Annotated in this window: 23 protein-coding genes; all 23 read right to left on the reverse strand. The window is 35.8% G+C overall.

The window, feature by feature from the left end:
• Positions 1 to 2: 2 nt before the first annotated feature.
• On the reverse strand, positions 3 to 455 hold the full coding sequence (gene rplO, locus CLV00_RS01115) for a 50S ribosomal protein L15 (RefSeq protein WP_066081007.1): 453 nt from the start codon (positions 453 to 455) through the stop codon (positions 3 to 5).
• A gap of 11 nt (positions 456 to 466) precedes the next feature.
• Positions 467 to 649 carry a 50S ribosomal protein L30 gene (gene rpmD / locus CLV00_RS01120; RefSeq protein ID WP_035668100.1) on the reverse strand — a complete coding sequence of 61 codons (183 nt, stop codon included), beginning with the start codon at positions 647 to 649 and terminating at the stop codon, positions 467 to 469.
• A gap of 12 nt (positions 650 to 661) precedes the next feature.
• A complete protein-coding gene (gene rpsE / locus CLV00_RS01125; RefSeq protein WP_035668102.1) occupies positions 662 to 1,189 on the reverse strand; it encodes a 30S ribosomal protein S5 in 528 nt (175 codons plus the stop codon).
• A gap of 6 nt (positions 1,190 to 1,195) precedes the next feature.
• Entirely contained in the window at positions 1,196 to 1,546 is a 351-nt protein-coding gene (gene rplR, locus CLV00_RS01130; RefSeq protein ID WP_039110219.1) for a 50S ribosomal protein L18, read from the reverse strand.
• Between the two features lie 11 nt (positions 1,547 to 1,557).
• Entirely contained in the window at positions 1,558 to 2,100 is a 543-nt protein-coding gene (gene rplF / locus CLV00_RS01135) for a 50S ribosomal protein L6 (protein ID WP_099713441.1), read from the reverse strand.
• A gap of 18 nt (positions 2,101 to 2,118) precedes the next feature.
• Complete coding sequence (gene rpsH / locus CLV00_RS01140; RefSeq protein ID WP_099713442.1) at positions 2,119 to 2,517, reverse strand: 30S ribosomal protein S8; 399 nt, start codon at positions 2,515 to 2,517, stop codon at positions 2,119 to 2,121.
• Positions 2,518 to 2,615: 98 nt separating this feature from the next.
• Positions 2,616 to 2,885, reverse strand: coding sequence for a 30S ribosomal protein S14 (gene rpsN, locus CLV00_RS01145; protein ID WP_026707007.1), 270 nt, complete (start codon positions 2,883 to 2,885; stop codon positions 2,616 to 2,618).
• Between the two features lie 3 nt (positions 2,886 to 2,888).
• Positions 2,889 to 3,440, reverse strand: coding sequence for a 50S ribosomal protein L5 (rplE, locus tag CLV00_RS01150; protein ID WP_099713443.1), 552 nt, complete (start codon positions 3,438 to 3,440; stop codon positions 2,889 to 2,891).
• 2 nt (positions 3,441 to 3,442) lie between these two features.
• Positions 3,443 to 3,757 (reverse strand): 50S ribosomal protein L24, encoded by a 315-nt coding sequence (gene rplX / locus CLV00_RS01155; RefSeq protein WP_035668111.1) that lies wholly within the window; start codon positions 3,755 to 3,757, stop codon positions 3,443 to 3,445.
• Positions 3,758 to 3,769: 12 nt separating this feature from the next.
• On the reverse strand, positions 3,770 to 4,138 hold the full coding sequence (gene rplN, locus CLV00_RS01160; RefSeq protein ID WP_026717863.1) for a 50S ribosomal protein L14: 369 nt from the start codon (positions 4,136 to 4,138) through the stop codon (positions 3,770 to 3,772).
• Positions 4,139 to 4,140: 2 nt separating this feature from the next.
• Complete coding sequence (gene rpsQ / locus CLV00_RS01165) at positions 4,141 to 4,401, reverse strand: 30S ribosomal protein S17 (RefSeq protein ID WP_039110222.1); 261 nt, start codon at positions 4,399 to 4,401, stop codon at positions 4,141 to 4,143.
• Between the two features lie 17 nt (positions 4,402 to 4,418).
• Positions 4,419 to 4,610, reverse strand: coding sequence for a 50S ribosomal protein L29 (rpmC, locus tag CLV00_RS01170; protein WP_035668115.1), 192 nt, complete (start codon positions 4,608 to 4,610; stop codon positions 4,419 to 4,421).
• A gap of 13 nt (positions 4,611 to 4,623) precedes the next feature.
• Complete coding sequence (gene rplP, locus CLV00_RS01175; RefSeq protein ID WP_007803637.1) at positions 4,624 to 5,049, reverse strand: 50S ribosomal protein L16; 426 nt, start codon at positions 5,047 to 5,049, stop codon at positions 4,624 to 4,626.
• A gap of 19 nt (positions 5,050 to 5,068) precedes the next feature.
• Positions 5,069 to 5,827 carry a 30S ribosomal protein S3 gene (gene rpsC / locus CLV00_RS01180; RefSeq protein WP_035668118.1) on the reverse strand — a complete coding sequence of 253 codons (759 nt, stop codon included), beginning with the start codon at positions 5,825 to 5,827 and terminating at the stop codon, positions 5,069 to 5,071.
• A gap of 5 nt (positions 5,828 to 5,832) precedes the next feature.
• The gene (gene rplV / locus CLV00_RS01185) at positions 5,833 to 6,246 is read right to left on the reverse strand and encodes a 50S ribosomal protein L22 (RefSeq protein WP_035668120.1); all 414 of its coding nucleotides are present in this window, start codon (positions 6,244 to 6,246) and stop codon (positions 5,833 to 5,835) included.
• A 6-nt stretch (positions 6,247 to 6,252) separates the two neighbouring features.
• A complete protein-coding gene (gene rpsS, locus CLV00_RS01190) occupies positions 6,253 to 6,531 on the reverse strand; it encodes a 30S ribosomal protein S19 (RefSeq protein ID WP_007136562.1) in 279 nt (92 codons plus the stop codon).
• Between the two features lie 6 nt (positions 6,532 to 6,537).
• Complete coding sequence (rplB, locus tag CLV00_RS01195; RefSeq protein ID WP_035668122.1) at positions 6,538 to 7,362, reverse strand: 50S ribosomal protein L2; 825 nt, start codon at positions 7,360 to 7,362, stop codon at positions 6,538 to 6,540.
• A 6-nt stretch (positions 7,363 to 7,368) separates the two neighbouring features.
• Positions 7,369 to 7,659, reverse strand: coding sequence for a 50S ribosomal protein L23 (gene rplW, locus CLV00_RS01200; protein ID WP_035668124.1), 291 nt, complete (start codon positions 7,657 to 7,659; stop codon positions 7,369 to 7,371).
• Positions 7,660 to 7,665: 6 nt separating this feature from the next.
• Positions 7,666 to 8,295, reverse strand: a complete 630-nt coding sequence (rplD, locus tag CLV00_RS01205; protein WP_035668126.1) for a 50S ribosomal protein L4 — start codon at positions 8,293 to 8,295, stop codon at positions 7,666 to 7,668.
• Entirely contained in the window at positions 8,295 to 8,912 is a 618-nt protein-coding gene (rplC, locus tag CLV00_RS01210) for a 50S ribosomal protein L3 (protein ID WP_099713444.1), read from the reverse strand. Before rplC ends, rplD begins: the two co-directional genes overlap by 1 nt.
• 156 nt (positions 8,913 to 9,068) lie before the next feature.
• Complete coding sequence (rpsJ, locus tag CLV00_RS01215; protein WP_011963470.1) at positions 9,069 to 9,374, reverse strand: 30S ribosomal protein S10; 306 nt, start codon at positions 9,372 to 9,374, stop codon at positions 9,069 to 9,071.
• An 11-nt stretch (positions 9,375 to 9,385) separates the two neighbouring features.
• Positions 9,386 to 11,542, reverse strand: coding sequence for an elongation factor G (gene fusA / locus CLV00_RS01220; protein WP_099713445.1), 2,157 nt, complete (start codon positions 11,540 to 11,542; stop codon positions 9,386 to 9,388).
• A gap of 10 nt (positions 11,543 to 11,552) precedes the next feature.
• Complete coding sequence (gene rpsG / locus CLV00_RS01225; protein ID WP_035668130.1) at positions 11,553 to 12,029, reverse strand: 30S ribosomal protein S7; 477 nt, start codon at positions 12,027 to 12,029, stop codon at positions 11,553 to 11,555.
• Positions 12,030 to 12,072 lie beyond the last annotated feature (43 nt).

Below are 12,072 nucleotides of genomic sequence, written 5' to 3' on the forward strand. Positions count from 1 at the left end.
AATTACATTGTTACAGCTTCTCCACCAGCAGCTTCAATAGCAGCTTTTGCAGTAGCAGTAAATTTGTGAGCGGTTACTTTTAATTTTGCTGTCAATTCACCTCTACCTAAAATCTTAACGATTTCATTTTTAGTAGCTAAACGATTAGCAACATAAACTGTCATATCAACAGTATCTTTAATAACACCATTATCAACTAAAAGTTGAAGTGTATCAAGATTTACACCTTCGTAATCTTTACGATTGATGTTTGTAAAACCAAACTTAGGCACACGTCTTTGAAGTGGCATTTGTCCACCTTCAAAACCAATCTTTTTAGAATAACCAGAACGAGATTTTGCTCCTTTGTGACCTCTTGCAGAAGTACCACCTTTTCCAGAACCTTCTCCTCTACCTAATCTTTTATTTTGATTGTGTGTAGAACCTTCAGCAGGTTGTAAGTTACTTAAATTCATAACAGTATTTGTTATTTAGTTTCTTCAACAGAAACTAAGTGTTTAACTTTATTTATCATCCCAAGGATTGTAGGGTTTGAATCATGCTCTACAACTTGTCCCATTTTACGTAGACCTAAAGCTTCTAATCCTCTTTTTTGAGTAAGAGGACAGTTGATTTTGCTTCTAACTTGTTTTACTAATAATTTAGCCATAATTTCCTTGAATTAACCTTTAAAAACTTTTTCTAAAGAAACACCTCTTTGTTTTGCAACAGTATAAGCGCTTCTCATTTGTAATAAAGCATCAAAAGTTGCTTTCACTACGTTGTGAGGATTTGAAGATCCTTGAGATTTAGATAATACATCATGAATTCCTACTGATTCAAGAACTGAACGAACAGCTCCACCAGCAATAACTCCTGTACCATGAGAGGCAGGAATTAAAAATACACGTGCACCACCAAATTTACCTTTTTGTTCGTGAGGAACTGATTGACCATTCAAAGGAATTTTTACTAAATTTTTCTTAGCATCTTCTACTGCTTTCGCAATTGCTTCAGAAACGTCTTTAGATTTTCCTAATCCGTGTCCAACCACTCCATTTTCATCACCTACAACTACAATAGCAGAAAAACCAAAAGCTCTACCTCCCTTTGTAACCTTAGTAACACGATTTACACTTACCAAACGATCTTTTAATTCAAGACCACTTGGTTTTACTAACTCTACATTCTTGTATTTACTATTAGACATACTATATTAGAATTTAAGTCCAGCCGCTCTTGCGCCTTCCGCTAATGATTTAATACGACCGTGATATAAATAACCTCCTCTATCGAAAGTCACTACGTCTATCCCAGCTTTTAAAGCTTTTTCAGCAACTAGTTTTCCAACCGCTGTAGCAACTTCAATGTTCGTACCGTTACCTATTTCTTTTTCTCTTGAAGAAGCTGCCAATAAAGTAACTCCGTTTACGTCATCAATAAGTTGAGCGTAAATTTCTTTGTTACTTCTAAATACAGATAGTCTTGGATTAGTAGCAGTACCACTAATTGTTTTTCTAATTCTGAATCTAATTCGTTGTCTTCTTTCAGGTTTTGTTAATGACATAATCTTATTTTTTAAGCTGATTTACCTGCTTTTCTTCTTAATACTTCACCTACAAATTTAACACCTTTTCCTTTGTACGGCTCAGGCTTACGGAAACCTCTGATTTTCGCAGCTACTTGACCTAAAAGTTGTTTGTCAAATGATGTTAATTTAACAATTGGATTTTTACCTTTTTCAGATATTGTTTCTAAAGTTACTTCTGGAGCAATTTCTAAAACAATATTATGAGAATATCCAAGAGCTAAATCTAACTTTTGTCCTTGATTTGAAGCTCTGTAACCAACTCCTACCAACTCTAAAGATTTAGTAAAACCTTCGTTTACACCAATAATCATGTTATTGATTAAAGATCTATATAAACCGTGTTTTGCTCTTTGGTCTTTGTGATCAGACGATCTATCAACTTGAACTTGACCGTCTTCAACCGTTACAGTAACGTCCGAGAACTCCTGTGTAAGTTGACCATTTTTTCCTTTTACTGTAATAATACCATTTGCAACTTCAACAGTTACACCAGCAGGGATTACAACCGGATTTTTACCTATTCTTGACATCTTCTACTATTTTAATGATTAGTAAACGTAACAAATTACTTCACCACCAACATTTAACTGTTTGGCTTGTTTTCCTGTCATCAAACCTTTTGATGTAGAAACAATAGCAATTCCTAATCCGTTAAGGATTCTAGGAATTGATGAAGAACCTGAATACTTACGTAAACCTGGTTTACTAATTCTTTGGATATCTTTAATTACAGACTCTTTAGTATCTTTATCATACTTCAAAGCGATTTTGATTGAACCCTGAACAGCGTTGTCCTCAAATTTGTAACTCAAGATATAACCTTGATCAAATAAGATCTTAGTTATTTCTTTTTTTAGATTAGATGCAGGAATTTCAACAACTTTGTGGTTTGCAGCCACAGCGTTACGAACTCTTGTCAAATAATCTGCAATAGGATCTGTATACATGTGTATTAATTTGCGGTTATGGTTTTCATAGGATACTCATCCTATGAACCTTTAACCAATTTATAAATGTGTTTGTATTGACGTAACTGAGTTACAGTCTACCAAGATGCTTTTTTAACACCTGGGATTAATCCGTTATTTGCCATTTCACGAAATGTTACACGTGAAATACCAAATTGACGCATATATCCTCTTGGTCTACCTGTCAATTTGCAACGATTGTGCAAACGAACCGGAGAAGCATTTTTCGGTAATTTTTGCAAACCTACGAAATCTCCAGCTTCTAACAAAGCTTTTCTTTTCTCAGCATACTTTGCTACAGTTTTTTCTCTCTTAACCTCACGGGCTTTCATTGATTCTTTAGCCATATCTTAATTCTTTTTAAAAGGTAAACCTAATTCAGCCAATAGTGATTTTGCTTCTTTATCAGTTTTTGCAGAAGTAACAAAAGATATATCCATTCCTGATATTTTGTTTACTTTGTCAATATCAATTTCTGGGAAAATGATTTGCTCCAAAACACCAAGGTTGTAATTACCTCTTCCGTCAAAACCAGTAGCTTTAATTCCGCTAAAATCTCTAACACGTGGTAAAGCAGAAGTGATAAGTCTATCTAAAAACTCATACATTCTTTCTCCACGCAAAGTAACTTTTGCTCCAATAGGCATCCCTTTTCTCAATTTGAATGACGCAACGTCTTTCTTTGAGATTGTAGATACTGCTTTCTGTCCAGTGATCTTTGTTAACTCATCAACTGCATAGTCAATTAGTTTTTTATCAGATACAGCTGCACCAACTCCTTTACTTAAAACGATTTTTTCCAATTTTGGAACTTGCATTACGTTTACGTATCCGAATTCCTCTTTAAGAGCAGCAATTACTCTGCTCTTATATTCTTCTTTTAGTCTAGGTATATACGCCATTACTATAGTACTTGATTAGATTTTTTTGAAAATCTTACTTTCTTATCTCCTTCTACTCTAATACCAACTCTAGTTGTTTCCTTAGTTTTAGGATCAATTAAAGATATATTAGATATTTGTATAGAAGCTTCTTTCTTTACGATACCACCTTGAGGGCTTTTCGCGCTTGGTTTCGTATGTTTTGAAACCATGTTTACACCTTCAACTATCGCTTTGTTTTTCTCACGGTAAACACGTAAAACTTTACCTTCAGCACCTTTATGGTCTCCAGCAATTACTCTTACGATGTCACCTGATTTTATTTTTAGCTTTATCATCTTAAAAACGAATTAAAGCACTTCTGGTGCTAATGATACAATTTTCATGAATTGTTTTTCACGAAGTTCTCTTGCTACCGGACCAAAAACACGAGTTCCTCTCATTTCACCAGCAGCATTTAATAACACACATGCGTTGTCATCAAATCTAATGTATGAACCATCGGCTCTTCTTACTTCTTTTTTGGTACGTACAACAACTGCAGTTGAAACAGCTCCTTTTTTAACGCTTCCGTTAGGAGCAGTATCTTTGATAGAAACTACAATCTTGTCACCAACAGAGGCATACCTTCTTTTGGTACCTCCTAAAACACGGATAGTTAAAACTTCCTTTGCTCCAGTGTTATCTGCTACTTTTAGTCTTGATTCTTGTTGTACCATAATTATTTAGCTCTTTCTAGGATTTCAACTAACCTCCAACATTTTGTTTTACTCATAGGACGCGTTTCGCTAATCCTTACAGTATCTCCAATGTTACAGTCGTTCTTTTCGTCGTGTGCGTGATACTTTTTAGTTTTCAACACGAACTTACCGTATAATGGGTGCTTTACTTTACGTACTTCAGCAACAACAATAGACTTGTCCATTTTGTCTGAAGTTACAACACCAACTCTTTCTTTTCTTAAATTTCTTTTTTCTTCCATCTTTCAGCAGATTACAATTATTGCAACTCTCTTTTAGTAAGTTCCGTAGCTAATCTTGCAACTGTTCTTCTTACACTTCTAATTTGAAGTGGGTTCTCAATTGGAGAAATAGCGTGAGCCATTTTTAGGTCGGCATATGCCTTCTTAGTCTGGCTAAGTTTTTCTTGCAACTCCGCTGCAGAAAGATCTTTTATTTCTGATTGTTTCATAATATAATATAGATTATGCTTCGAAATCTCTAGCAACGACGAATTTAGTTTTTACTGGAAGCTTTTGAGCAGCAAGACGTAACGCCTCTTTTGCAACTGACAAAGGTACTCCTCCAACTTCAAACATAATTCTTCCGGGTTTAACAACAGCTGCCCAATATTCAACGGCACCTTTACCTTTACCCATACGTACCTCAAGAGGTTTCTTAGTGATAGGTTTGTCTGGAAATATTTTGATCCATAATTGTCCTTCTCTTTTCATAAAACGAGTTGCAGCAATACGCGCAGCTTCGATTTGACGAGAGGTTAAGAACATTCCATCTTCATGTACAGATTTAATACCAAACATTCCATTAGAAAGTTCATGTCCTCTTTGAGAGTTCCCTTTCATTTTACCTTTTTGTACCTTACGGTATTTTGTTCTTTTAGGCTGTAACATTTTTCTTTAGTTTAAAAATTTACTTTCGTTTACGAGCGTCTGGTTTTCCACCTTTATTAAAAGGTTTTCTGTCTCCTCTAGGAGAATCACCACCTTTACCACCAGCACCAGATTGTTTTTTGTCCATTCCGGCAAGTGGAGAAAGATCTCTCTTTCCATAAACTTCACCTTTCATGATCCATACTTTGATACCCATTCTACCATAAGTAGTATGAGCTTCAGCCAAAGCATAATCAATATCAGCTCTGAAAGTTGATAGAGGAATTCTACCTTCTTTGAAACCTTCTGAACGTGCCATCTCTGCACCATTCAAACGACCAGAAATCAAAACTTTGATACCTTCTGCGTTCATACGCATAGAAGCAGCAATAGCCATTTTGATTGCACGTCTGTAAGAAATTCTGCTTTCGATTTGACGACAGATGCTTGTAGCAACTAGATACGCGTCAAGTTCAGGTCTTTTAATTTCAAAGATGTTGATTTGAACCTCTTTGTCAGTAATCTTTTTAAGTTCTTCTTTCAACTTGTCTACCTCTTGTCCACCTTTTCCGATAATGATACCAGGTCTAGCAGTAGTGATAGTAACGGTTACAAGTTTTAAAGTTCTCTCGATGATTACTTTCGATACACTAGCTTTTGATAAACGAGCATGGATGTACTTTCTGATTTTGTGATCTTCGGCAAGTTTATCACCGTAATCATTTCCACCATACCAGTTTGAGTCCCATCCTCTGATGATACCAAGTCTATTTCCAATTGGATTTGTCTTTTGTCCCATGCTGCTTAAGAATTGCTTTGTGTGTTATTGATAGCTCCAAGCACGATTGTTACGTGGTTAGAACGTTTTCTTATTCTGTGTGCACGACCTTGAGGAGCTGGACGAAGTCTTTTCAACATCATTCCACCATCTACTCTGATCTCTTTTACGAATAAACCTGCTTCTTCCATATTAGCTTCAGGGTTTTTTGCTTGCCAGTTGGCAATTACAGATAAAACCAATTTTTCTAATTTTCTTGAAGCTTCTTTAGAACTAAATCTTAAGATGTTTAGTGCTCTTTCTACCTTCTGACCTCTTACTAGATCTGCTACTAAGCGCATTTTTCTAGGTGAAGTAGGGCAGTTATTTAACTTTGCGAAGGCCAAAGACTTGTTAGCCTCTTTTCTTGCGTCTGCTGTTTCTCTTTTACGAACTCCCATTGCTTCTTATTTTTTACCTTTATTTTTTGCTCCAGCATGACCTCTAAAAGATCTAGTTGGTGAAAATTCTCCTAATTTGTGACCTACCATGTTTTCTGTTACGTAAACTGGTACAAATTGACGACCGTTATGAACTGCGATAGTTTGTCCAACAAAGTCTGGAGTAATCATAGAAGCTCTAGACCATGTCTTAACCACTCCTTTATTTCCACCTGCGATGTTTTCTTGAACTTTCTTGTCTAACTTATAATGAACGAAAGGTCCTTTTTTTAATGAACGTGCCATATCTTATTATTTCTTTCTACGTTCTACGATATACTTGTTACTCGGGTTTTTCTTAGAACGAGTTCTATAACCTTTAGCTGGTATTCCATTTCTTGAACGTGGATGTCCACCAGAAGAACGTCCTTCACCACCACCCATTGGGTGATCGACAGGGTTCATTGCAACAGGTCTTGTTCTAGGTCTTCTTCCTAACCATCTTGTTCTACCTGCTTTACCAGATACAACTAATTGGTGGTCTGAATTAGAAACCGCTCCAATTGTAGCCGAACAAGTCAACAAGATTAATCTTGTTTCACCAGAAGGCATTTTAATTGTAGCATATTTTCCATCTCTTGCCATTAATTGAGCAAATGTTCCAGCAGAACGAGCAATTACAGCTCCTTGTCCTGGTCTCAATTCGATACAAGAAATAACAGTTCCAAGTGGAACTCTACTTAAAGGTAAAGTATTACCAATTTCAGGTTGAGATTCTGGACCAGAAACTAATTTCTGACCAACTTTCAATCCGTTTTGAGCAATAACATACGTTTTCTCTCCATCAGCATACGCCAACAAAGCGATAAATGCAGTACGATTTGGATCATATTCAATTGATTTAACCGTAGCAGGAATTCCTTCTTTAGTACGTTTAAAATCAATGATACGATATCTCTGCTTGTGACCACCACCCGTATAACGCATGGTCATCTTTCCTTGACTATTTCTACCACCAGAGTTTTTTATCGGCGCTATCAAAGAGCGTTCCGGCTTATCAGTTGTAATGGCGTCATAACCATTCACAACTCTAAATCGCTGACCTGGGGTAATAGGTTTTAATTTTCTTACTGACATTTTATCTTAGATATTGTTGTAAAAATCAATTGTTTCTCCTTCTTGTACTTGAACAATTGCTTTTTTAATTGCATTCGTCTTTCCACTGATTAAACCACTTTTAGTGTATTTAGTAGTTCTATCCGGTCTTACGTTCATCGTGTTAACACTCAAAATAGTTACTCCGTAAGCAGCTTCAACAGCTTTCTTAATTTGCACTTTGTTTGCTTTTTTGTCAACAACGAATCCGAAGCGGTTTAAAACTTCACTTTCTTTGGTTACTTTTTCCGTTACTATAGGCTTAATTATGATGCTCATATCCTATTATTTACTTAAATTTTCTTCAATTATCTCCAAAGAACTCTCTAAAAGCACTAAATTATTAGCGTTTAATATAGCGTAAGTACTTAATTCTAAGCTACTTACTACGCTAGAGCCTTTTAAATTGCGTGACGACAAATATACATTTTTATTTGTATCACCCAACACAAACAGGGATTTTTTATTCTCTAACTCTAAAGCTTTCAAAACGTTGATGAAATTTTTAGTGTTTGGAGTTTCAAAATTAAAGTCTTCAAGAACGATAATGTTCGACTCTTTTGCTTTAATTGAGAAAGCAGATTTTCTAGCCAAACGTTTCAAGCTTTTATTCAATTTGAATGAATAACTTCTTGGTCTTGGTCCAAAAACTGTTCCACCACCTTTAAACAATGGATTCTTTGCACTACCCGCACGAGCAGTACCAGTTCCTTTTTGTTTTTTAATCTTACGAGTACTTCCCGCTACTTCAGCTCTTTCTTTAGCTTTGTGCGTTCCTTGTCTTTGATTAGCAAGATATTGCTTAACATCAAGGTATACTGCGTGATTGTTTGGTTCTATACCAAATACTGAATCAGAAAGTTGAACTTTTCTTCCAGTATCTTTTCCGTTGAAATCTAATACTTTTGCTTCCATTACTTCTGAATGATTACATAAGAGTTGTTATGACCAGGAACACATCCTTTAATAACAAGTAGGTTCTTATCAGCCACTACTTTTAAAACTCTAAGGTTTTGAACTTTTACATTGTCTCCTCCCATTCTTCCAGCCATACGCATTCCTTTGAATACTCTAGATGGATAAGAAGAAGCTCCTACAGAACCTGGCGCTCTTAAACGGTTGTGTTGACCGTGAGTTGCTTGACCAACACCACCAAAACCGTGACGTTTTACAACCCCTTGAAAACCTTTACCTTTAGATACACCTTGTACATCTACAAATTCTCCTTCAGAAAAAATAGAAACATCAATAAGATCTCCTAATTTTTGCTCTGTTGCGAAATCTTGGAATTCAACGACTTTTTTCTTAGCTACAGTTCCCGCTTTTTTAAAGTGACCTAAAGCCGCTTTTGTGGAATGTTTCTCGTTTTTGTCATCGAAACCAAGTTGCAACGCTTCGTACCCGTCAACACCTTTGGTTCTGACTTGGGTAACAACACATGGTCCAGCTTCGATTACTGTACAAGGAATATTCTTCCCGTTCTCGTCGAAAATGCTAGTCATGCCGATTTTTCTACCAATTAACCCAGACATAAATATTAATTATTAATTATTAAATATAAATATAGAACGCAGCTTTTAACCGAATCCTATTTTTTTAAGTGGGTGCAAATGTATAACTTATTTACACACAAACCAAAAAAATATTTTTCGCTTAAAAACAGCGTTCCTTTCTTACTAGTAAGCTATTTAAACTTTGATCTCTACTTCAACACCGCTAGGCAATTCAAGTTTCATCAAAGCATCAATAGTTTTTGATGAAGATGAATAAATGTCAATTAATCTCTTGTATGACATTACTTCAAATTGCTCTCTCGCTTTTTTGTTAACGTGTGGAGAACGTAGTACTGTAAAAAGTTTTTTGTGTGTTGGTAATGGAATTGGTCCTGTAACAACTGCACCGGTACTTTTTACCGTTTTTACAATCTTCTCAGCAGACTTGTCTACCAACATGTGATCGTAAGATTTTAATTTTATTCTGATTTTTTGACTCATTTTCTTAAAGATTATGCGTTTCCTTTTGCTTTTTTGATAACTGCTTCTGAAATATTAGAAGGCGTTTCAGAGTAGTGTGAAAATTCCATAGTAGATGTTGCTCTACCTGAAGAAAGCGTTCTTAACGTAGTAACGTATCCAAACATTTCAGATAATGGCACATCTGCCTTAATAGTTTTAGCACCAGCTCTATCACCCATATCATTCACCTGACCTCTACGACGGTTGATATCACCTACGATATCTCCCATGTTTTCTTCTGGTGTAATCACTTCCATTTTCATGATTGGCTCTAATATAACAGCACCAGCTGCTTTAGCTACCTCTCTATAACCCATTCTTGCTGCAAGCTCAAAAGAAAGTGCATCAGAATCCACAGGGTGGAAAGATCCGTCTAATAAAGTTACTTTCAAACTATCTACTTGGTATCCTGCTAAAGGACCTGTTTTCATAGCTTCTCTAAAACCTTTTTCAACTGATGGAATATATTCTTTAGGAACGTTACCACCTTTTACTGCATTTACAAACTGCAATCCAACTGGAGCTTTACCGTCAACTTCATCTGCTGGCTCAAGTATAAATACGATATCACCGAATTTACCACGACCTCCAGATTGTTTTTTGTATGTTTCTCTATGTTGTGCTTTCTTAGTAAAAGCTTCTTTGTATTCAACTTGAGGCTCACCTTGGTTCACTTCAACTTTGAATTCACGTCTCATTCTATCCACTAAGATATCTAAGTGAAGCTCACCCATACCTGAGATAATAGTTTGACCCGAAGCTTCATCTGTTCTAACTGTAAAAGTAGGATCTTCTTCAGCCAATTTAGCCAAAGCCATACCCATTTTATCTACGTCAGCCTTAGTTTTAGGCTCAATTGCAATACCAATTACCGGCGCAGGGAATTTCATACTTTCTAAGATAATTGGGTTCTTTTCATCACACAATGTATCTCCAGTTTTAATATCTTTAAATCCAACTGCTGCTCCAATATCACCTGCTTCGATATATTCGATTGGGTTTTGCTTGTTAGCATGCATTTGATAGATACGAGAAATTCTTTCTTTATTTCCTGAACGAGTGTTCAAAACATAAGAACCAGCATCTAAACGTCCTGAATAAGCACGAAAGAAAGCTAAACGACCTACGAATGGGTCAGTAGCAATTTTAAAAGCTAAAGCAGCGAATGGCTCTTTAACATCTGGCTTACGCAAAATTTTAGTTTGATCTTCTTCTAATAAATCAGCATCATCAGGATGAATTCCTTCGATACCATCTTTATCCATTGGAGAAGGTAAGTATTTACATACTGCATCTAACATGAATTGAACTCCTTTATTTTTGAAAGAAGAACCAGCAATCATAGGAATGATAGCCATATCCATTACAGCTGCTCTTAATGCAATGTTGATTTCTTCCTCTGTAATAGAGTTTTCATCTTCCATGAATTTTTCAAGCAAAGTCTCATCATAATCAGCTACTGCTTCAATAAGAATCGATCTGTATTCTTTAACTTCTTCAAGCATATCTTCTGGAATAGGCACAATATCATAAGTTGCCCCTAAACCTTCTTCATGCCATACTATAGCTTGGTTTTTAACTAAATCCACAACACCTTTGAAATCATTTTCTTCACCAATTGGCAAAGTGATCGCAACTGCATTTGATTTCAACATATCTCTTACTTGTTGACATACCATCAAAAAGTTAGATCCTTGTCTATCCATTTTATTAACGAATCCAATACGTGGAACTCTGTATTGATCTGCTAATCTCCAGTTAGTTTCTGATTGTGGCTCAACACCATCAACAGCACTAAATAAGAAAACCAAACCATCAAGTACACGCAAAGAACGGTTTACTTCAACTGTAAAGTCAACGTGTCCCGGTGTATCGATAATATTGAAGTGATAAGGTAATGTTTCAGGTAAAATTTTACCTTGTGTAGTTGGAAAATTCCATTCACAAGTTGTAGCAGCAGAAGTAATTGTAATACCTCTTTCTTGCTCTTGTGCCATCCAGTCCATTGTTGCAGCACCATCGTGTACTTCACCAATTTTGTGTGATTTTCCAGTATAGAACAATATACGCTCTGTTGTTGTTGTTTTACCAGCATCAATGTGAGCAGCAATTCCTATGTTTCTTGTATATTTAAGATCTCTAGCCATTTCTTAAGAATTAAAATCTAAAGTGAGAGAATGCTTTGTTAGCTTCTGCCATTTTGTGAGTATCCATTCTTTTCTTAACTGCAGCTCCTTCTTCTTTAGCCGCAGCTAAACATTCTGAAGCCAATCTCTGAGCCATTGATTTTTCGTTTCTTCTTCTTGAATAAAGAATCAACCATTTCATTGCCATAGAAATTTTTCTGTCTGGTCTAATTTGCATTGGAATTTGAAATGTAGCTCCACCAACTCTACGACTACGTACTTCTACGTGAGGCATAACATTAGTTAACGCATCTTTCCAAATTTCTAATGACGGTTTCTCTGCATCTTGTTTTTTAGACTCAATGATGTCAATTGCATCATAAAATACTTTAAACGCTGTCGATTTTTTTCCATCCCACATTAAGTTGTTCACAAAACGTGTTACCAGTTGGTCATTAAACCTTGGATCTGGTAAAAGTGGTCTTTTCTTTGCCGCTCTTTTTCTCATGTCTTTTTTTTAATAAAATGTCATACCCATACAGTTGTGACGA

This window comes from Flavobacterium sp. 11 (genome assembly GCF_002754315.1).
In the GTDB taxonomy this organism is placed as follows: domain Bacteria; phylum Bacteroidota; class Bacteroidia; order Flavobacteriales; family Flavobacteriaceae; genus Flavobacterium; species Flavobacterium algoritolerans.